The 22,934-nt window shown below is 63.8% G+C and carries 17 protein-coding genes; 10 read left to right on the top strand and 7 right to left on the bottom strand.

Annotated elements, in window-relative coordinates:
- Positions 1-114: 114 nt before the first annotated feature.
- The 5 genes from J4G32_RS04100 to J4G32_RS04080 all read right to left on the bottom strand — a co-directional run bounded on the left by J4G32_RS04100 (position 115) and on the right by J4G32_RS04080 (position 9,393).
- Positions 115-4,878 (bottom strand): apolipoprotein A-IV repeat region-like domain-containing protein, encoded by a 4,764-nt coding sequence (locus tag J4G32_RS04100; RefSeq protein WP_210484721.1) that lies wholly within the window; start codon positions 4,876-4,878, stop codon positions 115-117.
- Between the two features lie 389 nt (positions 4,879-5,267).
- The gene (locus tag J4G32_RS04095) at positions 5,268-6,365 is read right to left on the bottom strand and encodes a choloylglycine hydrolase family protein (protein ID WP_210484719.1); all 1,098 of its coding nucleotides are present in this window, start codon (positions 6,363-6,365) and stop codon (positions 5,268-5,270) included.
- Positions 6,366-6,622: 257 nt separating this feature from the next.
- Positions 6,623-7,369 carry an SDR family oxidoreductase gene (locus J4G32_RS04090; protein WP_210484718.1) on the bottom strand — a complete coding sequence of 249 codons (747 nt, stop codon included), beginning with the start codon at positions 7,367-7,369 and terminating at the stop codon, positions 6,623-6,625.
- A gap of 37 nt (positions 7,370-7,406) precedes the next feature.
- On the bottom strand, positions 7,407-8,585 hold the full coding sequence (locus J4G32_RS04085; protein WP_210484716.1) for a mandelate racemase/muconate lactonizing enzyme family protein: 1,179 nt from the start codon (positions 8,583-8,585) through the stop codon (positions 7,407-7,409).
- A 43-nt stretch (positions 8,586-8,628) separates the two neighbouring features.
- Complete coding sequence (locus tag J4G32_RS04080; RefSeq protein ID WP_246504756.1) at positions 8,629-9,393, bottom strand: GntR family transcriptional regulator; 765 nt, start codon at positions 9,391-9,393, stop codon at positions 8,629-8,631.
- A 172-nt stretch (positions 9,394-9,565) separates the two neighbouring features.
- Between J4G32_RS04080 and J4G32_RS04075 the strand changes: the two genes are divergently transcribed.
- The 9 genes from J4G32_RS04075 to J4G32_RS04035 all read left to right on the top strand — a co-directional run bounded on the left by J4G32_RS04075 (position 9,566) and on the right by J4G32_RS04035 (position 19,611).
- A complete protein-coding gene (locus J4G32_RS04075) occupies positions 9,566-10,606 on the top strand; it encodes a succinylglutamate desuccinylase/aspartoacylase family protein (RefSeq protein WP_210484714.1) in 1,041 nt (346 codons plus the stop codon).
- A gap of 117 nt (positions 10,607-10,723) precedes the next feature.
- The gene (locus tag J4G32_RS04070; RefSeq protein ID WP_210484712.1) at positions 10,724-12,265 is read left to right on the top strand and encodes an ABC transporter substrate-binding protein; all 1,542 of its coding nucleotides are present in this window, start codon (positions 10,724-10,726) and stop codon (positions 12,263-12,265) included.
- Between the two features lie 54 nt (positions 12,266-12,319).
- On the top strand, positions 12,320-13,264 hold the full coding sequence (locus J4G32_RS04065; RefSeq protein WP_210484711.1) for an ABC transporter permease: 945 nt from the start codon (positions 12,320-12,322) through the stop codon (positions 13,262-13,264).
- The gene (locus J4G32_RS04060; protein ID WP_210484709.1) at positions 13,261-14,133 is read left to right on the top strand and encodes an ABC transporter permease; all 873 of its coding nucleotides are present in this window, start codon (positions 13,261-13,263) and stop codon (positions 14,131-14,133) included. Before J4G32_RS04065 ends, J4G32_RS04060 begins: the two co-directional genes overlap by 4 nt.
- Entirely contained in the window at positions 14,133-15,134 is a 1,002-nt protein-coding gene (locus J4G32_RS04055; RefSeq protein WP_210484707.1) for an ABC transporter ATP-binding protein, read from the top strand. The genes J4G32_RS04060 and J4G32_RS04055 overlap by 1 nt, the downstream gene beginning before the upstream one ends.
- Positions 15,131-16,132: an ABC transporter ATP-binding protein gene (locus J4G32_RS04050; RefSeq protein WP_210484705.1), complete on the top strand. Its 1,002-nt coding sequence runs from the start codon at positions 15,131-15,133 to the stop codon at positions 16,130-16,132. Before J4G32_RS04055 ends, J4G32_RS04050 begins: the two co-directional genes overlap by 4 nt.
- A gap of 15 nt (positions 16,133-16,147) precedes the next feature.
- On the top strand, positions 16,148-17,659 hold the full coding sequence (locus J4G32_RS04045; RefSeq protein ID WP_210484703.1) for a M81 family metallopeptidase: 1,512 nt from the start codon (positions 16,148-16,150) through the stop codon (positions 17,657-17,659).
- A gap of 5 nt (positions 17,660-17,664) precedes the next feature.
- Positions 17,665-18,843, top strand: a complete 1,179-nt coding sequence (locus tag J4G32_RS04040) for a mandelate racemase/muconate lactonizing enzyme family protein (protein WP_210484701.1) — start codon at positions 17,665-17,667, stop codon at positions 18,841-18,843.
- Between the two features lie 21 nt (positions 18,844-18,864).
- The gene (locus J4G32_RS04035; protein WP_210484699.1) at positions 18,865-19,611 is read left to right on the top strand and encodes an SDR family NAD(P)-dependent oxidoreductase; all 747 of its coding nucleotides are present in this window, start codon (positions 18,865-18,867) and stop codon (positions 19,609-19,611) included.
- Between the two features lie 75 nt (positions 19,612-19,686).
- Here the strand turns inward: J4G32_RS04035 and J4G32_RS04030 are convergent, their stop codons facing one another.
- Positions 19,687-20,511, bottom strand: coding sequence for an alpha/beta fold hydrolase (locus J4G32_RS04030; protein WP_210484698.1), 825 nt, complete (start codon positions 20,509-20,511; stop codon positions 19,687-19,689).
- A gap of 229 nt (positions 20,512-20,740) precedes the next feature.
- Here J4G32_RS04030 and J4G32_RS04025 point away from each other — a divergent pair, with 229 nt between their 5' ends.
- Positions 20,741-22,015: a lytic murein transglycosylase gene (locus J4G32_RS04025; RefSeq protein WP_210484696.1), complete on the top strand. Its 1,275-nt coding sequence runs from the start codon at positions 20,741-20,743 to the stop codon at positions 22,013-22,015.
- 28 nt (positions 22,016-22,043) lie between these two features.
- Here J4G32_RS04025 and J4G32_RS04020 read toward each other — a convergent pair whose 3' ends face one another.
- A complete protein-coding gene (locus J4G32_RS04020; protein WP_343232584.1) occupies positions 22,044-22,676 on the bottom strand; it encodes a DUF2778 domain-containing protein in 633 nt (210 codons plus the stop codon).
- Between the last annotated feature and the right edge of the window lie 258 nt (positions 22,677-22,934).

Below are 22,934 nucleotides of genomic sequence, written 5' to 3'. Positions count from 1 at the left end.
ATGCGCGGTCGGCACATCCTACAGGCCCGGTACAAACCTTCCTTCGATCAGGCACCGGCGCATAAAAAAACGCGACCTGAGCCGCGCTTTTCAGATTGTGACTTTGCTCAGGCTTCAGTCGAGACGGCCGCTGGCATGGGCGAGCATCGTGTAGACCTTGCCGGTTTCGGACGTCAGGTAGGTCTTGGTGAGCATCGAGTCCCGGTCGTCCCGTGAGACCTCGGCCAGAAGCCGCTCGAACTCCTCCACATACCGGTCGATGGTCTGCTTGAATTCCGCATCGCCTGCGTATTTGCGACGGATCTCGTCAAAGGTCTGCTGGCCCTGCAGGGTGTAAAGCCGGCGGGTGAAGACCTTGCTTTCACCGCGCTTGTAGCGGTCCCACAACTCCACCGCGGCGTCGTGATCGATCATGCGGGCGATGTCGACCGAAATCGAATCCAGGGATTCGAGGCTGTTGACCCGGGAGCGGTCAGGCCGTCCCGCGCCGCGGGCCTGTTCTCCCTCGTCGTCGCGGGAGGCGCGGTCGAGGAGCCCGGACAGCCATCCACTGCGCGGCGCTGGTTCTTCCCGACGCGGGGCAGGACGTTCAGCTGCCGGAGCCGGCTGGCGAACAGGCGTGGCGGGCGCCATGGCGGGAGCGGACGCGGGAGGCGCCGCGGGGCGCTGCTCCATCGGCCGTGCGAAAGCCGTGGCGGGGGCGGGGGCAGGCACCGACGATGGCGCCAGGGATTGGGCTGGACGTGGATCGACCACGGCCGCGACGGCCGCGATGGAGGCCTCGTTGACCCGGCGCGGCTGCACGGCCGGCGCGGCGTCGACCACCCGGTTTGACCGGGACACGAGAGCCGACAATTCGTTCAGGGCCTTGATCTGGTCTGCGACGACCCGGCGCATATTGGCCGTGGTCTCCTGGGTTTCCTGCGGCAGGTCGACAACCCCGCGGCGCAATTCCGCCCGGGTGCTTTCGAGTTCCCGCTGGATCTGCCCGGTCATGCCGCGCATCTCGTTCATGGTCTCGCGGAATTTCGCGGTCGCGCCGTTGAGCGCTTCGGCCATTTCGGCTGCGGCCTGCTCGTAGGCGCTGCGGAGCGAAGCCGCGGTGCGCTCGCCCTCGGCGCCGGTCGATGTGCGGATTCGCTCGAACTGCTCGCCGATCGCACTGCTGGTTGCCTCGGCGGAATCCGCCAGCACCGTGCCGATCTGACGGGCTTTTGTCTCGGCTGCCTGCAGGGATCCCTCCACCAGGGTGGTGAAGGATTGGGTGACAGCCGCCAGATTGTCCGACCGACTGCTGATGCGGCCGAGAAGCTCGTTCAGGGATTGCTCGCGACCGGCCAGCGCCGCGCTCATGCGCGCCTCGGCCTCTTCGAGCGAGGTCGCGGCCGTGGTCAGGGTCTGGAGCTGCGTGCCCACGCCTTCGGTCAGCGAGCGCCCGCGCTCTTCCAGAGCCCGTGCGAGATCGGTGGCCTGCTGTATGGCGCCGGTGGAGACGGAGCGCAGGGCTTCGACCTGCTCGGCGACCTGATCGGACGCCCGGCCGGTCTGGCTTGCCACATCGGACAGCAGCCCCTCGATCTGGTGGACGCGGCTTGCGAGCCCGTCCTCGATGGCACCGAGATTACCGCTGGCGCTGGCCGAAACCTGCTGCAGCAGGCTGTTGGCCTGGTCGAGCCGCCCAAGGACCTCGGACAGCTCGTTGCGGAGCTGGGCGTTGGTGCCGATAAGGCTTTCGACAGCCCGCGCCGAACCTTCGTCGATCGATGTCCGCAAGGCTTCGGCCGAATGGGTGTAGGACGACGTGAGCTCCGACGTCCGGTTCTGCAGGGCGGAAAGCAGCGCATCGCTGCGCGCCTGAAGGCCGGCGATGACCGCAGCACTGCGCTCCTCGAGCGTCCGGAGCGTCTCATCCGTGATGGTCGCCACGTCCCGGCCGATCGCGCCGCTGCGCTCTTCCAGTGTTTTGAGCGTAACGTCCGTGATCGCGGCCACGTCCCGGCCGAGCGCTTCGCTCCGCTCGCCGAGGCTCGATACCAGGGACAGGCCCTGCGTGTCGAAAATGCTGCGGATCTCGCCGATGCGGCCGCCCAGCGACACCAGAACGGCCTGGCCCTTCTCGTCGATGGCCTCGACAACCCCATCGAGCCGGTTGACCACGCGGTCCTCGAAGAGGCCGACGCGGGTGTCCAGAGTGTTGGCGATTTCCTCCGCCCGGGCTCCGAGCGTCTGGTTGATCTCCGATGCCCTTGACCCCAGCGTCGCGCTGATCTGGTCGGCGCGGGACGCCAGAGTGTCGGCGATTGCCGTGCTCTTGGCGGTCATCGTCTCGCCGATTTCGTCGACGCGGCTCGACAGGGCGCTCGCCATGTCGCGCCCGCCTTCGGCCATCACACGGGCCAATTCGCCTGTCCGTACGACAAGGGCCTCGTTGAGAGCGGTCGCACGGGTGGTCAGCGCCTGGTCGACGCGGCCGACGATCGTATCGAAATTGCCGCTGATTTCCGAGGTGCGACGGGTGGCGAGCTCTTCCAGGGCGGAGAGCTGCGCCTCGATGGCGCCGGTGGCCTCACGGGCGCGCTCGGTGAAGGAATCCGCCACGGTCTTGCCCTGAACGGTGATGAGACGATCCATTTCCTCGAAGCGTCCGCTGATGGTGTCGGTCAGGCTGCCCACATCGCGGGAAATCCGCTCGGCAACGTCGCCGCCGCGACCCATCACGTCCTCGAAGGCTGCAAGGCGGGACCCGAGGGTCTCTTCCATTTCGCGGGTGCGGGTATCCACCGTCGAGGACAAGGTCTCGGCGGTTCGGTTCAGCGCCTCGTTGACGCGGGCGCTCTGGCTGGCAATGGCCATCACGATATCCTTGCCGGTGCCGGCAAGACGCGTCTGCGCGTCGTCGGCCTGGCGGGACAGGGCGTCCGAGAATTGCTGACCGCGGGTTTCATAGGCGGTCTGGAAGCTATCGACCTTCTCGCCCATGAGGGAAGCGATGCGCTCGCCCATGGCTGTGAGGCTGCCCTCGAGCGCCTGGCCCTGCACGCCGACGGTTTCGCTGACCCGCAGGCTCGCCGATTCCAGCCGCACCGCAAGGTCCTCGACCCGCGTGCCGATCGCCTCGTCGGCCATCCGGACAGCCCCTTCGAGATGCTCGCGCACCTCGGAGCCACGCGCCACGATCTCGCGGGTGACCTCGCCTGCGGTGGTAGCGAGCTTCTCGCGGAATTCACCGGAGCGCACGACGATCTCGTCGACCACTTCCACGCCGGTCGTTGCCAGCTGGTCGCGCAGCGCGCCGCCACGGTTTGCCAGCTCTTCGATGAGCGAGGTCGCGGTGGTGGCAAAGGCCTCGCGCAAGTGGGTGCCGTTGGAGGAGATGTCCTGAACAATGGCCGTGCCGGTAGCGGCAAGCTGCTCACGCAGGGCGTCGCCGCTCGTGGTCATCTCGCTTGCCACGCCTGCGCCGGCCGTGACGATCTGCTCGCGCATCTCGGTGGCACGGGCGGCGATGTCGTCGGTGATGAGGTGGCTCGTGGCAGAGAGTTTCTCGGTGATCTCAGTCCCGCGCGCTGCGAAGCTGTCTTCCAGGGTCTTGGCGGTCTGCTCGAAGGCTTCGCGCACATCGGTGCCCTGCTGGGCGAGGGCGTCGATGACGCCCCGGCCGGTTTCGGCAAGCGTGCGGGTGACCTGTCCGGCCCCATCCTGCAGATGGCGCGTCAACAGGTCGCCGGTCCGCTCGAACGCGCCGGTGATGTCCTGCGCCTTGTTCTCGAGGGCGGCCGTGATGGTGGTGCCGACGTCGGAGATGCCAACCTTGATCTCGTCGCTCGCGCCCGAGAGCCGGTCGACGAGTTCGACGCCACGGCTTGCCATTTCCTCGACGACACGCTCGCCGGCCCGGCCGAGAGCCTGGGTGATCTGCTCGCCGCGCTGCTCGAAGGAGCCGGTCACCCGCTCGCCCGCGCCGCTGATGGCGCTGACGACGCGCTCGGCCGCCTCGTCGAGATCCTGCGTCAGGTGCTGGTGAGAACCGGTGATCGCCGTGCGGACCCGCTCGGCGTTGCTGACGATGGATTCGCGCTGGGTGATCAATTCGTCGATGAGGGACCGAATGCGAATTTCGTTGTCCGAATAGGCACGCTCGAGGGTCGAGATTTCGCTTCGAACCAGTGTTTCGAGCTCGCCGGCACGGGCAAGCGCCCGCTCGACGCCGTCACCGACGGCGGCGATTTCCCGGCGGACCGCCTGGGAGACCGACAGGACTGCGTCGGTGGAAAAATTCTCCGGCTGGGCCAGCCGGACGGCGACTTCGCCGACAGCGCGCGCAACCTGCTTCATCTCCTGCGAGCGAACCGTGAGCATGGCGGCGATAAAGAACAGGATCAGCGGTGCGACCAGCACGAGGGCCGCAACGGAAAGCTGAGCCGGCGTGTAGGCCGACAAAAGCTGCTCAGGGGTGGTGATCCCCTGTGAATAGAGGGAGAAAGCTCCGCCAGCGATCCACAACAGGGAGAGGAACGTCGCCACGTTATAGGCGCGGCCCGAGGGGCGGACCTGGAGAGCCTGCAGCATCGTGCCGACATTCTGCCGGTCGTCATTGGCCACCGCATCCCGATCGGGTGCAATGAAACCCGAGCGCTGGGATGCGTCGGTTTCGCGTGTGGCGAAACGGTCTCGCGGGGCCTTGGCGTCGACCTCGACGAAGGCCCCTTTGGTGAAGTCGTGATCGTCGATATCGGGCAGTTTGGGATCAACGATCGGGCCGGTCTCCGGGCGGTCACTCGGCTGCAGGTTGAGAACCTCATCAAGGTTCAGCGCCTGCTCGACAGCGGTCAATGCCGCCTCGGCCGGGTCTTTCATCTTTTTGTTCTCGGTCGCCATGATCAGCCCTCGTGACGCAACTGAATGGTGGTCGAAGCCGGGGCGCTCTGGCTTGCGCCATCGACCGCCTGCTTCCCCGGTCCGTCGCGCAAGGCGGCGAAGCGGTCGGAAACCTACCATTTACCAAGCAAAGTCTAACGGCCGCGACCCGCGATGGGAACCCGACGGCGCCTGTCACTTCAGAACGTCGTTAACGGCTTGGTAACTGCGTGAATGGACAAACGTTAAGCATGTCGAGCGTTACAAAGCTACTCTTTCCGGGCCTATTTCATGGTTTTGGATGCGAGTCTGCCCACGCCGACGTGCCTCGGCGCGCTTCCCCGAGAGTGGCCGCGCTGTCGGTTTCGCAGGCCGCAGGGCACGAACACGGCGGACCTGGACCGTCGCATTCAGTTCTTCAGGGCAGCCGTGCCATCGATGGCGTTCGGGTAGGGAAGGTCCGAGATCACGACGGAGCTCGGCTTGTCCTGAGCGAAGATCGTGTTCAGGTCGATGGTCAGAAAGGTGGTGCGGTGCGCGTAATCGGTGATCAGCAGCCGGTTGTTGGTCAGGTCCTTGATCGACACGAACTGGGTATAGTCGGAGACGATCTCGTTGCCTTCCTTGCTCTGCGCGATGCCGAGCGGGATGTCGACCGTGTTCAGGATATGGCCGATCGACTGAATGGCTTCGCTCGCATTGGCGGGCTGCGTGATATTAAACCGCATGAACGCGGCGCGGATAAAGCGCGCGGGCGGCGTGAAGTCGCCCGGCAGACCCATCATGCCGCCTCCCTGTCCCAGGGCGGTCACATTCACGGATCCGATGGTGCGGCTCGCCACTCCGACGGTGGAAAGGTTCAGGAAGTTGCGGGCATTCAGCAGGTGCCAGTCGTAGGTCGGCGCGTTCGTAAGCACATGCGCGACGTTGTCATGGATCTGCAACTGGCCGCCCACATATTCGACGATCATGCCGTCACCGCTCCGATCCGTGAAGACAAAGTGGAGGGTGGCGGGCGTGGGACCGCTCGGGAGAGAGGAATCCGACCAGACCTTGATCGACGGAAGAGCTTTTCGCACCTCGGCGACGGTTGCATGATTTCCCAGAGCCCACGAACCGAGAGACAAGATGGACGCATAGGACTTATCGTCCTTGGTGACTGTCTGGTATTCGGTGAACCCCGGCAGGAAGTTTCCGCTCATGCCGAGACCTGCGGAATTCTGCCCCTCGAGAAGCGCCAAGCCGGGAAGAATGCCTGGGCTCACCCCAACCACCGCGTATTTCGTCGCAGTGGTGACGGCGGGCAGGTTGAGATCGGGAGGCGCAGAAAGGGTAACTTGGCTCCCCTTGGGTTGGCTGACCAGGGTCCACTTCATGTCGAAGGCCCATTCCATCGTCCTCCCGGCAACCACCGACTTGTCGGTAGCCACGATGTCGACGGCCGTACAGGCAAAGCCCGCATTGATGGTCGCGATGACGGAAATGACGGCAAGGACAGAGCGGATCATGGGGCTTCCTCTTCTCCGGAAAAGTCACATTCTACTGTCTAGTTTGCCGGCCCCGGCTTCTCAATAACAAACGGTAAACATCCTTAAGCTTGGTTTCGTTAGGTCAGAGCCCCGGGTTCCTTCAGGAATCGTCAATCTGAGGATGGGGCGTCGGATTCGACACAACGGGTCTGCAGGGAGCCCGCGCCGACACACGGACGGGAGGGCGCCACCGGGGGGACGGCTCACGCTTCCTCGACGTCGACAGTCGCCGACATTCAGAGAGAGAAGCCGCCGTCGATCATGTGGACCGCCCCTGTCGTATAGGATGACTCATCGGATGCGAGGTAGACGGCCAACTGGGCGATTTCGTGCGCCGTCCCCAGGCGACCGATCGGTTGGCGGTCGATGAAACCCTGGCGGATCTCGGTCGCCGATTTTCCGAGGGCCGTGGCTTGGGCCTCGATCCGTGCCTCGAGCGAGGGCGACTCGATCGTGCCGGGACAGACGGCGTTGGCGCGAATCCCCTGCCGGATGAAGTCAGCCGCAACGGCCTTCGTCAGGCCGATCACCGCGGCCTTGCTCGCTCCATAGGCGTAGCGGTTGGGAACCCCCCGCACGGACGACGCACCCGACGAGATGTTGACGATCGATCCGCCGCCTCGGGCCAGCATCGCGGGCAGAAAGGCGCGCACCATGCGGTGCATCGATTTCACGTTCAGATCGAACGTGAAATCCCAATCCTCTTCCGTGCAATCGAGAACGGAGCCGTGGTGGACATAGCCTGCCGCATTGACCAGCACGTCGATGCCGCCGATCTCCTCAGCCAGGGCATTGACCGCTTGGGTGGACCGCACGTCGAGGGCGCGGATCGTTGCGTTATCCAATCCGGCAAGCTTGTCCAGCGCAAGGTCGCTTGCCCAGACTGTGCCGCCCTCTGCCACGAAGGCTTCGGCGATGGCGCGGCCGATCCCCTGGCCTGCGGCCGTCACAACGCAGATTTTTCCCTTGAGGCGGCTCGACATGGCGTTCTCCCACGGCTTTTGGCAATTGATCGGAAGCTCAGGCAAACATCGCGTCAGGATTGGCAACGAACCGGGCCAGCTTCTCGCGGTCGATCGCTACACCGAGGCCGGGCTTGTCCGGAATCGCGAGATAGCCTTCAGAATCCAGCGCAAACGGCTCGGCCAGGATGCCGTCCACATATGGACTTCCCCCGATATATTCGACGAGATCCGCATCCGCGAACGCTGCGGCCATCTGGAGATCGGCCGCCAGCCCGAGCGCTGTGTTCCAGCCGTGGCCAATGTACTTGACGCCAAAATCGGCCGCCATCCAGGCAATGCGGCGCTGTTCGCTGATACCGCCGACCTTCGTGACATCCGGCTGCACGATGTCAAAAGCGCCGCGGCTCAGCCAGGGAAGGAATGACTGGCGGCGGGTCAACACCTCGCCGCCGGCGATCGGCACGGGGCTGACCCGTCTCAAGTGGCAGAAATCATTGATGGCGTCCGGTTTGACCGCCTCTTCAAACCACCCGACATCGTAGTCATTGAGCATTTCGGCTGTCCGCATGGCCCATTTCAACCCGTGCGGCCAGTTGGCGTCGCTGGCCCCCGCATCGACGAAGAGCTTATTGTCCGGGCCCGCGGCTTCGCGCGCCGCCCGGACGATCGCCTCATCGAGCTTGGTATCAAGCGCACGCCCAAAAGGTCCCCAGCCAATCTTGAAGGCGCGGAATCCCTTCTCCCGGTACTCCTCGACCACCCGGTGCATCAGGCCCGGCTCTTCCATGAGAAGCGAGCAATAGGGCTGCACGCGGCTGCGATAGCTGCCGCCGAGCAGGCGGCCGACCGGCATGCCGGTGGCCTTGCCGAGAATGTCCCACAGGGCGATATCGATCCCGCTGATGGTGTGCGTGAGCGTGCCGCCGCGGCCCATCCAGAAGGTGTTCTGATGGAGCTTTTCGGTCAGCCGTTCGGGCTCGAGGGCATTCTCGCCCGCATAGAGAGGCTCGAGAACCTTCAGGCCTGCCTGCACCAGGCGGCCGTCTGTGAAGGAGCTTCCGTAACCCGTGATGCCCGCATCCGTGTGGACGGCGATGATCGCGTGGATGGAATCGTCCGGTCGAATTTCGTGCGACCATCCTCCCTTTGGGCTCTCGCCAAGAAGAGGCGCTGCCTCGATCGACCGGATCCGGATCGGCGGAAGAGCAGCCTGGGGAAGTTGAACAGCCGGCATATTGGTCCCTGTCTGGTTCGCTTCAGAGGTGTTGAGATGGCCGTCAGGCCTTGTCTGCCGAATCCCGCTCGGCCCTGCGCCGCTCGATGATGGCGAGGAAGTCGAGCGCGTGCGTCTGGACGTTGATGTGATCGTCGAGCGCCGTCGTCATGCCCTCGACGTCGCCGGAGGCGAAGACGCTCACCAGCTTGCGGTGCTCATCCACGATATCGGCCATCGCTTTTCCGAGCGTGGACAGGCCGACGATGATGGTGAGTTGCCGCGACAGCATTTCCCACAGATCGCAGACGACCTCGTTGCCGCTGAATTGACACAGGGCGCGGTGAAATGCCGTGTCGGCGCTGGCGAAACCGTAGGCATCCTGGCGCGTGCCCATCAGCTCGAGCTCGTCCACATGCCGGTCAAGGATCTGGACCGCCCTGCTGTCATTGTGACCGGCAACGATGGCGCGAACGGCCGCGGAGGTTTCGAGGGCGACGCGCGCCTCGATGAGATGATCGATCCGTTCCTGCGTCACCGTCCGAAGGCGGATGCCCTTGTAGGGCTCGTTGACGACCAGTCCCTGGCTTTCGAGAATGCGAAGCGCCTCGCGCACCGGCACGCGGCTGATGCCGAGACCCAGTGCGAGGTCTGATTCCACGATCCGGTCGCCGGGGAGGATGCGGCTTGAGGCTGCTGCGGCCACAACCTCGTCGATGACGGCATCGACGAGTGTGCGCGGACGCAGCGGTTGCCAGCCGTTGTCGCCGGGCGATTCCGTGGCCGACGCAGCCGGTGCTTTCATCAGTCGCGATTTGGTGACGCTCATCAGCCGCTCAATAGTGTCCGGTTTGACCGAGCAGATCGACACCGTCTCGGCGCAACGAGCCCTTGTCACCGATTTGCCCGAGAGAGCGTGCCGACACAACAGCCATTGACTTATCGTAAGATCGTATACCATCATACGACCATCAAGACAAGATTTCTTCGGGCGGGGTCTGATGGCTGGCAGTGAGATGAAGAGCCGGATTCGGTGTGAAATCGATTTCGACAGAGAAGGCCGGCAGGCCGGCTACCTGCGGGCGCCCCTGTCGCGCAACACCTCCGGGTGGGGCACAATCGAAATCCCCATCGTGTGCGTGAAGAACGGCTCTGGGCCGACCGTGCTGTTCACCGGCGGGGTGCATGGCGACGAGTATGAGGGCCAGATCGCTGTCTCGCGTCTGGCACAAACCCTGCGGGCCTCGGACATCCAGGGCCGCGTCATCATGTTGCCCGCCGTCAACGTTCCGGCGGTGTTGAACGATACGCGTCTGTCGCCAATCGATCATCGCGACATGAACCGGTGCTTTCCGGGCAACCCGCGCGGAACCTTCACGGAGATGCTCGCACATTTCATCGATACGGTTCTGCTGCCGCTCGTCGATGTGTCGGTCGATCTTCACACGGCCGGCCACTCGATGGAATCGGCGCTGTCCACCAACATGCATTACGTGGCGGATTCCGACCTGCGCGCGCGCGCAATGAAGGCGGCATCCGCCTTCGGCGCGCCCTACAACGTGGTGTTCTGGGGCGTGGATGAAGGCGCCACGCTGACCTCGTCAGTCGAGCGCCGAGGAATTCTGTCGGTCGGAACCGAACTCGGCGGATGGGGCCGCGTCCATGTGGAAGGCGTCCGCATCGGCAAGCGTGGGCTCAACAATGTGCTCAAGCATCTCGGCGTGCTCAACGGGCAGCCGGATACGGCACAGCGCGATGGCTCGCCTGTGACCCGACACATGATGGTGCGCGATCCCGCCTGCTACCTGTTTGCACCGGCGGTCGGCGTGTTCGAGCCACGTCATCTCGCCGGGGACGCGGTGGAGGAGGGCGAGGTGGCGGGCTACCTGCATTTCGTCGAAGATGTCGATCGCGATCCCATCGAGATGCGCTATCGGCGGGCAGGCGTGCTGTGGATGGCATCGGGACCCGGGCGCGTTCAGCGCGGCGATGTCGTTGCGGTTGTCATGAACGATTACGATGAAGCGTCCGTCCCCGAATAGGGAACGGGCACACGCGCGACCAGGTCAAGCATCGAAGATCGGCACGCCGATCACGACAAGGTGTAGGCCTTCACTTCAGAGAGAACCCGGCCTTGTGCCATTAGGATGGAGGATCATATGACACGATGGTTTGACTTCAGAACCGTTGCCCTGGGTGCAGCTGTCCTGCTCACTGCCTCGAGCGCTGCAATCGCGCAGAAGAAGGGGGGCGACGTGGTTGTCGCCATCACGCAGGCGCCACCCTCGCTCGATGCGCAGGTGACCTCGGCGCAGGCAGCACGCAACATCACCCTGCAGATTTTCGAGACGCTCTACGCACGCGACGAAAATGCCAAGCCGGTCCCCGAGCTGTCCGAGGACGTGAAGATTTCAGCGGACGGAAAGACTTACGTGTTCCCCATCCGCAAGGGGGTCAAGTTCCACAATGGCAAGGAGCTCGATGCGAAGGACGTTGTCGCATCCCTGGAGCGCTACCGGAAGCTGGGCGCATCCGCTCCGCTGCTCAGCGCCGTCGACACGGTGACCGAGACGGGTCCGCACGAAGTGACCGTCACGCTCAAGACGGTTCAATCGACGTTTCTCGACAATCTGTCGTCGCCGCGTGCGCCGATTGCGATCTATCCGGCCGAAGAGGCGGCAAAGCCCGCCAACCAGATCAACATCATCGGCACGGGGCCTTTCCGGTTCGTGGAGTACAAGCCCGACAGCCACGTCAAGATCGCCCGCTATGACGGCTACTCGCCCAATCCCAAGGCGACAGGCCGCGATGGTCTGGCCGGCAAGAAGGAGGTCTTCCTCGATACCGTCACCTTCCGTTTCATGCCGGAGGCCGGCGCCCGCAACGCCGCCCTCGAAGCGGGCGAGGTGCAGCTGCTTGAAACCGTTGAAGGTGCCACGGCAAAGAGGCTCGGCGCCGACAAGCGCTATGAGGTTTACAAGGTTCTGCCGTTCGCCTTCCAGGTGATCAAGTTCAACCACGCCCAGCCGCCGACCAACGACGTGAACTTCCGGCTGGCCGTGCAGGCTGCCCTCGACATGGAAGAGATCATGGAGATCTCGTATCCGGACATCAACCAGATGGACGGAGCCTGGCTCTATCCCGGCGCGCCGTTCTATACCAAGACCGGCACGGAAAAATACAACCAGGCCGATCTCAATGCCGCCAAGGCGCTTCTGGCAAAGTCCGGCTACAAGGGTGAAAAGCTCACCTTCATCGTCGACAATCTGCGCGCCAACACCGACACGGCGACTGTGCTTCAGCAGCGCCTCAAGGAGATCGGCATCAATGTCGAACTGTCGGTTGCCGATTGGCCGACCGTGTCGAAGATCGGCTTCACGCCGAACGGCTGGCAGTTCTGGGCCCATGGCTACGGCATCGAGCCCTATGAGGGTCCGGCATCCGTGATGGCGCCCTGGGTCAACGGCATGTCGCAGCTCAAGAAGGACGATACGATCGACAATCTCTATGCGACGCTGAACACCACCATGGATGAAGGCAAGCGCAAGGAGATCTTCGTCGAATTCCAGAAGCACATGTACGACAACGCCGTCGCCATGAAGGCGGGGAATTATGGGCTGTTCCAGGTTGGGTCGGCCAAACTGAAGAACTTCAAGCCCTATCGCATTCCGCGCATGTGGGGCGTCTGGCTCGAGCCGTAAGGCCGCACGGCCGGCGGGATATCCTCCCGCCGGTCTTGAATCAACGGAGCCCTCATGGCGCAATTCCTCGTAAAACGGCTTGTCGGCTCGTTCGTCGTCCTTGTCCTGGTGTCCCTCATGGCCTTTGCCATCATCTGGCTGGTGCCGGGGGATCCGACTTCCGCGTTCCTCGATACGGGTGCGACCCCCGATCAGATCGCGAGCCTGCGTCAGCAACTCGGGCTCGACCGGCCGATGGCGGTCCAGATGCTCGAATGGTACGGACGCATCGTGCAAGGCGATCTCGGTCATTCCATCCTGTTGAACCGCAGCGTGACCGCAGCGATCATCGAGCGCCTTCCGGTCACTCTCTCGCTCGCTGGACTTGCACTGGTGTTCGCGGTCGTTCTCGGCGTCCTTGCGGGCATCGTGGCTGCCGTTCATCACAACAAATGGCCCGACCAGGTGGTGATGACCTTGGCGCTATTCGGCTTGTCGGTTCCCGACTTCTGGCTCGGCATCATGCTGATCCTGCTGTTTGCCGTGAAACTCGGATTTTTCCCCACGGGTGGTTACGTCCCGTTCAGCGAAGACATCGTCGGTTGGGCCCGTGCCATCATCATGCCAGCCATGACCCTTGCGGTGATCCAGGTCGGCTTCGTCGCGCGCATGACACGCGCGTCGATGCTTGAGATCCTCAATCAGGACTTTATCCGGACGGCCGACGCCAAGGGCTTGAAGCGCGCTGAGATCATGCTGCGTCACGGATTGCCCAACGCTCTCATTCCCATCCTGACGGTGGGCGGGATCGTGGCCGGCGCATTGCTCGGCGGCGCCGTCATCATCGAACAGGTCTTTTCCATTCCCGGTGTCGGACGCCTGATCATCGGCGGGATCCTGTCGCGGGATTATCCAGTCATCCAGGGAGGTTTGCTGTTCTTGGCCGTCATCTATCTCTCCGTCAATCTCGTGGTTGACATTCTCTACGCGGTCGCAGACCCACGGGTCCGCCTCGAATGAGTGTCGCGGTCCTGAAAACCGAGCAGGCGACGCGCAGCCCGACGATCATCGCACTGACGCGACTGCTGCAAAGCCGCTCCTTCCTGATCGGCGCAGCGCTTGTTCTGGCGATTGCGTTGGTGGCTTTGCTCGCGGATGTCATCTCCCCCTATGATCCGCTTCGCAACAGCTTTCGCACCCGTCTCAGACCGCCGGATGCAATGTTCTGGTTCGGCACCGATCACTTCGGTCGCGATATCCTGTCACGGGTGATCCATGGCGCGCGGATCTCGCTCATCATCGGCCTCATGACGGCGCTCCTGACCGGCATCGCTGGGACGATCATCGGCGCGACGGCGGGGTTCTTTCCCGTCTTCGACAATCCGATCATGCGGCTCATGGATGCCCTGATGGCTTTCCCGGCGATCGTTCTTGCCATCGCGGTTGCCTCGGTTCTCGGAGCCTCGGTGGTCAACGTCATCATCGCCCTTTCCATCGCCACGATGCCCCACACGGCGCGGATCGTGCGCGCCTCCGTGCTCGTTGTCCGCGAACGGGAATTCATCGAGGCTGCCCGCGCGCTCGGCGCCTCCGAATTGAGAGTGTTGTGCCGCCATGTGCTGCCCAATGCCTTTGGGCCATTGATCGTTCGTCTGACCTACGTGTTCGCAACAGCCATTCTCGCCGAGGCCGCGTTGTCGTTCATCGGTGTCGGTCCACCTCCGCCCGCGCCGTCCTTCGGCAGCATTATCGCCCAGGGGCGCGACTTTATCACCGAGGCTCCGTGGATCACGATTTTCCCGGGTCTTGCCATCATCGTGTCCGTGCTTGGCCTCAACCTGCTGGGCGATGGCCTGCGCGACGTCCTCGATCCGCGGATGAGGACATGATGAGCGCAAGGTTGGACCAGCCGATCCTGTCGGTGCAGGGACTGACGACGGCGCTTGCGCGCTCGCACGCGACCGTTCTGGAGGATATCTCGTTCACCATCGCGCCGGGCGAAGTCGTCGGCGTTGTCGGTGAATCGGGGAGCGGCAAGAGCATGCTGGCCTTGTCGCTCATGGGTCTTCTGCCGAGCGCCGTTCGACGGACCGCCGGGCGGATCGTGCTGGACGGGGATGAGTTGACGAGCGGCTCGGCCGACCATTGGCGCGAGACGCGCGGGCGTGACCTTGCCATGATCTTTCAGGAGCCCATGACCGCGCTCAATCCGGTCATGCGTGTCGGCCATCAGGTGGTGGAAGTTTTGCGTCGCCGCCGGGGCTTCTCGGGCTATGAGGCTCGCAAGGAGGCGCTCAATCTGCTGCGCCTCGTCGAGATCCCGTCGCCCGAGAAGCGCATTTCCGCCTATCCCTACGAGCTTTCGGGCGGCATGCGCCAACGGGTCATGATCGCGATCGCGCTTGCGGCAGACCCAAAGGTTCTGATCGCCGACGAGCCAACAACTGCGCTTGATGTCACGGTGCAGGCCCAGATCCTCGATCTTTTGCGCAAGCTGCGTCGCGAGAGAGGCCTTTCGCTTCTCTTCATTACCCACGATCTCGGCGTTATCGCGGAAATTGCCGACCGCGTGATGGTTCTCTACGCCGGACGCATGGCCGAAATCGCGCCAGTTCGCCGGATCTTCGACACGCCCCAGCATCCTTATACCCAGGCGCTCCTCGCATCGATCCCCGACATGAAGGGGCCACGCGGGCGGCTGGTGACGATCGACGGCGCGGTGCCGGCCATCGGCAGCATGCTGGAGGCCTGCCGGTTCTCGCCGCGGTGCCCGTATCGGCACGAGATCTGCGAGCGCGAGAGACCGCCCTTGGGTCTGGTCTCGGGCGATCAGGCGGCAGCATGTTTCCGTCCCTTTGGCTATGAACGACCGATCGAGGCTGTCTCATGAGCAGTGACATCGTCATCGAAGCGCGGGGGCTGACGAAGGTCTTTGGTGGCAGCAGCTTCTTCGGCCGCAAAACCGGCGGTGCACGGGCCGTTGACGGCGTTGATCTGACGGTTCGGTCGGGAGAGACGCTTGGTCTCGTGGGCGAGTCCGGCTGTGGCAAGTCGACCACGGGTCGGCTCTTGCTCCGCCTGATCGAGCCAACCGCCGGATCCGTGGCGTTCAACGGCCGCGACCTGACGGAACTGTCCAAGGGCGAATTGCAGCGCAGCCGCAAGGAGATGCAGATCATCTTCCAGGATCCTTACGGCTCGCTCAACCCGCGCATGACGGTCGGCGAGGCGATCTCCGAGGCCTACGTGATCCACGCCATCGGCAATCGCGCGTCGCGCGCACAATCGGTGCTGGAGATGCTGGACCTCGTTGGCCTTCCGCGCTCGGCCGCAGAACGCTATCCGCACGAATTCTCCGGAGGGCAGCGGCAGCGTGTGGGCATTGCGCGGGCGCTCGCCTTGCGGCCCAGTTTCATCGTCTGCGATGAAGCCGTGTCGGCGCTCGACGTGTCGGTGCAGGCGCAGATCATCAACCTGCTGCAGGACCTGCAGCGTGAGCTGCAGCTCACCTATCTGTTCATCTCGCATAACCTGTCAGTGGTCCGCCATATCTCGGACAGGGTCGCTGTCATGTATCTCGGTCGCATCGTTGAGATCGCGGATGCCGACAGCCTGTTCGCAACGCCGGCTCACCCCTACACGCAGGCGCTGCTGTCGGCGATCCCGCCGTCGCATCCCGATGAACCCCGTCACCGCCACGCGCTGACCGGCGATCTGCCCAGTGCGCACGACATTCCGCTGGGTTGCCGCTTTGCGGCCCGTTGTCCGTTTGTGCAGGACCGTTGCCGCTCCATCGACCCAGCCTTGAGCCCGCTCCCCGATGGACGGCGTGTGGCCTGCCACCGTGTCGAGGACGGTTCACTTCCGACCTATCGTTTGAGCGCGTGAGGACAAGAGAACGCCATGCCAAAGATCTTGATCGCCGAGTGCATGCAGGAGATTTCATCCTTCAACCCCCTGCCGTCCCGGTTCGAGAATTTTCACATCGAGCGGGGAGAGGAGCTCTATGCGAAACGCGGTCTGAACACGTCGATCGGCGGCGCGCTTGGCGTCTTCGAGGCGCAACCCGATGTCACGATCGTTCCCGTCATCAGCGCGCATGCGGGGAGCGGAGGTCTTCTTGCGGCGGATGGCTGGCAAAGGCTTTCGCACGAGATCCTGGAGGCCTGCCGCGCCAACCTCGATGGCGTTGACGGCATTTATCTGTCACTTCACGGCGCCATGGGTGCGGAGGGTGAACTCGATCCCGAGGGGCATCTCCTGACAGAGCTCCGCCGCATGGCCGGAGACGCGGTTCCCATTGTCATCACGCTCGACCTGCACGGCATCCTCACCGACCGGATGCTCCGGCAGATCGACGGGCTCGCGATCTATCATACCTACCCGCATGTAGACTTTGCGGACACCGGCGAACGCGCAGCGCATCTCCTCCTTCGTCTGCTGCGCGGCGGTCTGAAGCCGGTCATCGCCCGCGTCGTCATCCCGGCGCTTGTCCGCGGCGATGAGCTGATCACGCAGACCGGTTGTTACGGCGACCTGATTGGCGAGTGCCGTCGCATCGAGAGGGACGGCACTGCGCTGGCGGCCGGTATCATGATCGGCAACCCCTTCACCGATGTGCCGGAACTTTGCTCGCAGGTGCTGGTCATGACCGATGGCGACGAGGCAACCGCCAGCCGCGAGGCGATGCGGCTTGCGGAGGAGTTCTGGCCGCAGCGCTTCAGGATGCAGGGAAAACTCATGAGTCTGGACCGTGCGATTGCGCAGGCGAGCAGCATCGCCGGACCCGTCGTCTTTACGGACGCCGCGGACGCGACCTCGTCCGGTGCGACCGGCGATTCAAACGTCATTCTGCGGGCCTTGCAGGAAGCAGCTTCTGACAAGCGCGTCCTGGCGCAGATCGTCGATCCGCCGGCCGCAGCGGCGGCTCATGAAGCCGGCGTTGGGGCGACCATTGACGTCGATCTTGGCGGACATTTCGACAAGCATCGCTTCAGGCCTCTGCGCGTGAAAGCGACCGTGCGCCTTCTGTCGGACGGAACATCACGGTTGGAGACGATGCAGACCCCGCTCCATGCGGGGCCCACGGCCGTGCTGACATTCGGCACATTCACGGTTGTCGTGTTCAGCCGGTCGATCAGCCTGTTCGACCGCGCGATGTATTATGCAAACGGCCTCGACCCGGTGGATTTCGATGTCATCGTGGTCAAGTCCCCGCACACGGAACATCACATGTACGATGGCTGGGTGGCCAAGAACTTCAACGTGGACGCGCCCGGCGCGACCTCTGCCAATCTCAAAAGCCTGGGACATACCATCTGCGCACGGCCGATCTATCCCCTCGACGACGACGTAATGTTCGCGCCACAGCCGGTCATCTACCACCGCTCTCCAACCCATCACGCTGCACGGTGACCGCTATGAAGATCGAGTCCGTCGACTTTTTTTATCTGTCCATGCCGGAAGTCACCACAGAGGCTGACGGCAGCCAGGATGCCCTGCTGGTGCGAGTGTCGGCCGGCGGATTCGTGGGCTGGGGCGAGTGCGAAGCGTCGCCCCTCACGTCCATTGCGGGTTTCTACTGCCCGATGTCGCATGGCGTGTGCCGCCCCGTTGCCGACTCGGTGTTGGGGCAGACGCTGGACAGCCCGGCCGATATCGCGCGGATCGCCGCCGAGGTTGCCTATAACAGCATGGATCTCCTGCAGGCGGCTCACACCTTCTCGGGTGTCGAGATGGCCTTGTGGGATGTCCTGGGAAAAGCAATGGATGCGCCTGTCTGGACGCTCCTGGGTTACCGCGCATCCTACAAAAAGACGCCGTATGCGTCCCAACTCTTTGGCGACTCGCCGGATGAGACCCTGAGGGGCGCGCAAAAGGCCCGTAGCGATAACTTCAAGGCGGTGAAGTTCGGCTGGGGACCGATCGGACGCGGGAGCGTCGAGGCCGATCGTGATCACTTCCAAGCTGCGCGCGAGGGACTTGGACCCGACGGCATCCTGCTCGTCGATGTGGGTCAGATCTGGGGCGAGGACGTGTCGGCTGCCGAGGCGCGCCTTCCCGCCCTTGAGGCCGCAGGCGCGGTCTGGCTCGAGGAACCCTTCCATGCAAGTGCTCTCGACGCCTACGGACGATTGGCCAAGCTGAGCCCGAAGGTGAGGATCGCCGGTGGCGAGGGCGCTCATAACGTCTCCATGGCGCGTCATCTCATCAATTACGGGGGCATTGGATTCGTGCAGATCGATTGCGGTCGCATCGGCGGAATCGGGCCCGCCAAAGAAGTCGCCGATTATGCCGTCGAGCGCGGCGTGACTTATGTCAATCACACTTTCACGTCGCACCTTGCCCTCAGTGCGTCGCTGCAGCCATTCGCGGGCCTGGCCGATCACACGATCTGCGAATTCCCGTTTGCGCCGAAGGCGCTCGCGCGGGACATCACGGCCAACCGCCTCATGCGAGACGAGAACGGCGAGATCGCGGCCCCCGATGCGCCGGGGCTCGGCATCACCATCGACATGAAGGCGCTGCAAACCTACCTCGTCGATGTGGAGATCAAGGTTTCCGGTCGTGTGCTCTACGCGACGCCGCCCGTTCAATAATCGTATCGAAAGAATTCAGTGATGTTCAGCAAACGCTTTGACGGAAAACGCGCCGTCGTGACTGGCGGCGCTTCAGGAATCGGCAGGGGCGTTGCGATGCGGCTCGCCCAGGAGGGGGCGCAGGTCGTCATCTGGGATGTGAACCAGACTGCCATTGACGCAGCCTGCGAGGGGATGGGTTCCGATGTCACGGGCATCCAGGTCGATATCACCGATCCGGCGGTTGTCGCGGCTGCGCGTGCGGAAACGGTCGCGCGCCATGGCGGCATCGATATCCTGGTTGCGAGCGCCGGAATCACCGGCCCGAACACCAAGGTGTGGGAGTATCCAGTGGATGCATGGCGGCAGGTCATCGATATCAATCTCAATGGCCTCTTCTACTGCAACCGCGAGATTGTTCCGGTCATGCGCGATGGCGGATATGGGCGGATCGTGAATGTGGCGTCCATCGCCGGCAAGGAGGGAAACCCCAACGCGTCGGCCTACAGCGCCTCGAAGGCCGGCGTCATCGGCCTGACGAAATCTCTCGGGAAGGAACTTGCGACGAGCAACATCACGGTCAACTGCGTGACGCCGGCAGCCGTCAAGACAGCAATCTTCGACCAGATGAGCCAGAGCCATATCGATTTCATGCTGTCCAAGATCCCGATGGGTCGTTTCGGCGCGATCGAGGAAATCGTGGCGCTGATCACTTGGCTCGCCAGCGAGGAATGTTCGTTCTCGACCGGCGCGGTCTTCGACGTCTCAGGGGGGCGAGCAACCTATTGAGGGGCGGCTGAAGTCGCCCCGCCAGAATGAGCAGGCGCATGCGGGGCGAGGCTGGACCACCCCGCATGCGTTGAACTAGGACCTGATGAATGAAAGCAGGTCCGCATTGATCGTGTCGGCCTCTGTCGTGGGCATGCCGTGCGGAAAACCCTTGTAAGTTTTGAGCGTTCCGTTCTTGAGCAGCTTCGCGGAGAGAGGGCCGGAATCGGCGTAAGGCACGATCTGGTCGTCGTCGCCGTGCATCACGAGTACCGGCACGTTGATCGTCTTCAGGTCCTCCGTGAAGTCTGTCTCGGAAAAGGCGGTGATCCCGTCATAGTGAGCCTTCGCGCCTCCCATCATGCCCTGCCGCCACCAGTTCAAGATCACCGCCTCTGATGGCTTGGCGGCAGCGCGATTGAAACCGTAGAACGGCCCAGCAGGGAGATCGTGGTAGAACTGGCTTCGGCTGGCTGCGAGCTGTTTGCGCAGGCCGTCGAAGACCTCCTTCGGCAGGCCGCCGGGGTTGGACTCGGTCTTCAGCATCAGTGGCGGAACAGCGCTGATGATGGCAGCCTTTGAAACGCGTTCGTCGCCATGGCGGGCAATATAGCGGATGACCTCTCCGCCGCCCGTCGAATGGCCCACATGCACGGCATTCTTCAGATCAAGCGCTGCGGTGACCGCCGCGAGGTCATCCGCATAATGATCCATGTCGTGGCCATCGCTGACCTGGCTGGACCGCCCGTGGCCGCGCCGGTCATGCGCGATGACCCGGAAACCCTGGCCGAGGAAGAACAGCATCTGGGCGTCCCAGTCATCCGCCGACAGGGGCCAGCCGTGGCTGAAGACGATGGGCTGTCCCGAGCCCCAATCCTTGCAGAAAATCTCGACGCCGTCCTTGGTGGTGACCATTGGCATTTCGCGCGCTCCTCAAGCTGGTGCAGAATTCGCAGGGTCGATGATATTTCGGACTGCGGCCGCCGCCAATGCTCCATCCGATGAAGCATGATCGAGACCGATCAGCTCTGACAGGATCCGACAACCGTCCGGTGACATCAACCGCATTCGCCATATGCTGGCCCCGATTGCAACACCATGACGACAGCACCCGTTTCATCGCGAGCGATCCTCAACTAATCTCCGGAGCATGTTGATCCTCACCCGTTTTTCCCGCTCTGTCGCCGTGGCGCTCACAGCCCTCATCGCCTGCGTCACTCTCGCGGGCGGGCCATCCTCCGTACAAGCGCAGAGCCCGGACAAGAGGCAGGCCATCGAGGCGCAGTTCCGGGTCTGGCTGACCCAGACGGCATGGCCGGATGCGCAGAAGCAGGGCGTGACCCGCGACACGTTCGATCGCAGTCTCGCTGCGGTCACACTCGATTGGACCCTGCCGGAGCTGCAGCCGTCCGGATCTGCTCCGCCAGCCAATCAGCACCAGGCAGAATTTCAAAGCCCGGGGCGCTATTTTCCGGAGGGCCAGGTCGCCTCACTCGCCACGCAGGGCAGGGGCCTCCTGACGCAATGGGCGGCAAGCCTCGACGGAATCGAGCGACGCTACGGCGTGCCGCGCGAGATCGTCGTGGCCATCTGGGGACGGGAATCGCATTTCGGTCGTGTGGCGCCCGGCCGACCGGCGCTGCGGGTCCTCGCCACGCAGGCCTATCTGGGACGCCGGCGCACCCTCTACTATCCGGAATTTCTGGCCGCTCTCGTGATCCTTGAGCAGGATCATCTGCCTGGCGAAACCTTGCTGTCCTCGTGGGCGGGTGCCATGGGGCAGCCGCAGATGCTTCCCTCGAAATTCCTGCGTTATGCGGTCGATGGGGATGGCGACGGGCGCCGTGATATCTGGCGCTCCGCTCCTGACAGCCTTGCGTCCATTGCGAACTATCTGCGCGAACACGGCTGGGATCCGGACGAGCGTTGGGGCGTCGAGGTGCGCGTGCCCGCGACTGTCTCGTGCGCGCTCGAAGGGCCGCAGCAGGGCAGGGCGGGACGGGAATGGGCGCGCCTTGGCGTCTCGCCGGTCAGCGGCCGCGCGCTGCCTGATGAGACTGCGAATGCCACCGTCTTCCTGCTCATGCCCGCAGGCCGCCTTGGGCCGGCCTTCCTTGTCTCGGAGAACTTCTACGTTCTCAAACGCTACAACGAATCCGACCTCTATGCGCTCTTCATCGGCCATCTCGCCGATCGCATGCGCGGCGGCAGCTCCTTCGCGGGAGGCTGGAAGGCCGTGGATGCCATGCGGCGCGGCGCGATCCAGACGATGCAGGAGCGCCTGCGGGCGCAAGGTTACGACGTCGGAAAGGTCGATGGGCTCATTGGCTTTGCCACCCGCACCGCGATCGGGCAGTGGCAGGCCAAAGGCGGCCGCGATGAAACCTGCTTTCCCGATGGCGCCTTGCTTCAGGCGACGCGCTGACGGGCCAAGGTTGCCCCGATCGCCGGGATCAGATGTTGCGGCCAGAGCCGCTGTTGACGATGCGTGGGAGAACGTCCTGCCCGCGGCCGGTTACGACCACCAGACGCTTCACCTCGCCGCGCAAATAGGCCTGCAGGAATCGGTCGTAGCTCTTGAACGACACGCAGCCGTTCGAGTCCCCGTTCGGGCCGAGCATATAGGTATGCGCCAACAGGCCATCGCGGCCATAGATGGCACCGCTGCCGCCTACCGGGTTCAACCGAAGGGCCCGCACCCCATGAAAAAGCTGTTCGCGCTCGGTGATGTTGTAGGTGCCCGGCGGCGTCGCCCCTCGCATGCGCACATGCACGAAGCGTGGATCGTCAAGCTTGTCGCCAAGGCCGGAATGGGCCTCCAGCTTCTCGCCATTCGGCATATGCACCACCTGCGCGCTGATGTCGTAGACGGCCGTCGCGACCCCCACCGACGGACTCGGTCCAGGGACCAGACGTGAGGTGGGCGATGACCCGGCAGGCGTTTCCAGCGCCGCGTAGCCCAGCGCAGACGGCGGTGGGGAGGCCGGATTAAGGCGGAACAGCTTCTCGATGAAGGTCCGGTTGTCGACAGGCGCACTGGCGATCGCAGCGCTTTTGATGGGCCGGACGACGGGCGCGCTAACCATCTGCGATGGCTCTGCAGGTTTCGTGGAGCGGAACTCGGCCGGGCGCGGAACAGGCAGAGGGACACCTCGAACCACCGGCATAACGGGCGCAACCTCAGCCGTGTTGATCGGCATGGGCTCTGCAACAGCCAGCTGCTCTGGCGCCACAGGCTGCTCGACATGCGCTTCCTGCGGGAGCGATAGAGGCCTGAAAATCGCGTCGAGCGGCGCATTCTGCGCGAAGCGGTTCGCGTCGGGTCCCAGTGTCGGCCTGGGATC

Source organism: Microvirga antarctica (assembly GCF_017921815.1).
GTDB classification, from domain to species: Bacteria; Pseudomonadota; Alphaproteobacteria; order Rhizobiales; family Beijerinckiaceae; genus Microvirga; species Microvirga antarctica.
The sequence above is the reverse complement of the archived record's forward strand: the minus strand, read 5'-3'. Positions and strand labels throughout refer to the sequence as shown.

Coding starts and splice junctions, on each gene's coding strand:
- J4G32_RS04100 (WP_210484721.1), bottom strand. CDS start 4,878: ATGGCGACCGAGAACAAAAAGATGAAAGACCCGGCCGAGGCGGCATTG.
- J4G32_RS04095 (WP_210484719.1), bottom strand. CDS start 6,365: ATGATCCGCTCTGTCCTTGCCGTCATTTCCGTCATCGCGACCATCAAT.
- J4G32_RS04090 (WP_210484718.1), bottom strand. CDS start 7,369: ATGTCGAGCCGCCTCAAGGGAAAAATCTGCGTTGTGACGGCCGCAGGC.
- J4G32_RS04085 (WP_210484716.1), bottom strand. CDS start 8,585: ATGCCGGCTGTTCAACTTCCCCAGGCTGCTCTTCCGCCGATCCGGATC.
- J4G32_RS04080 (WP_246504756.1), bottom strand. CDS start 9,393: ATGAGCGTCACCAAATCGCGACTGATGAAAGCACCGGCTGCGTCGGCC.
- J4G32_RS04075 (WP_210484714.1), top strand. CDS start 9,566: ATGGCTGGCAGTGAGATGAAGAGCCGGATTCGGTGTGAAATCGATTTC.
- J4G32_RS04070 (WP_210484712.1), top strand. CDS start 10,724: ATGACACGATGGTTTGACTTCAGAACCGTTGCCCTGGGTGCAGCTGTC.
- J4G32_RS04065 (WP_210484711.1), top strand. CDS start 12,320: ATGGCGCAATTCCTCGTAAAACGGCTTGTCGGCTCGTTCGTCGTCCTT.
- J4G32_RS04060 (WP_210484709.1), top strand. CDS start 13,261: ATGAGTGTCGCGGTCCTGAAAACCGAGCAGGCGACGCGCAGCCCGACG.
- J4G32_RS04055 (WP_210484707.1), top strand. CDS start 14,133: ATGAGCGCAAGGTTGGACCAGCCGATCCTGTCGGTGCAGGGACTGACG.
- J4G32_RS04050 (WP_210484705.1), top strand. CDS start 15,131: ATGAGCAGTGACATCGTCATCGAAGCGCGGGGGCTGACGAAGGTCTTT.
- J4G32_RS04045 (WP_210484703.1), top strand. CDS start 16,148: ATGCCAAAGATCTTGATCGCCGAGTGCATGCAGGAGATTTCATCCTTC.
- J4G32_RS04040 (WP_210484701.1), top strand. CDS start 17,665: ATGAAGATCGAGTCCGTCGACTTTTTTTATCTGTCCATGCCGGAAGTC.
- J4G32_RS04035 (WP_210484699.1), top strand. CDS start 18,865: ATGTTCAGCAAACGCTTTGACGGAAAACGCGCCGTCGTGACTGGCGGC.
- J4G32_RS04030 (WP_210484698.1), bottom strand. CDS start 20,511: ATGCCAATGGTCACCACCAAGGACGGCGTCGAGATTTTCTGCAAGGAT.
- J4G32_RS04025 (WP_210484696.1), top strand. CDS start 20,741: ATGTTGATCCTCACCCGTTTTTCCCGCTCTGTCGCCGTGGCGCTCACA.
- J4G32_RS04020 (WP_343232584.1), bottom strand. CDS start 22,676: ATGGTTAGCGCGCCCGTCGTCCGGCCCATCAAAAGCGCTGCGATCGCC.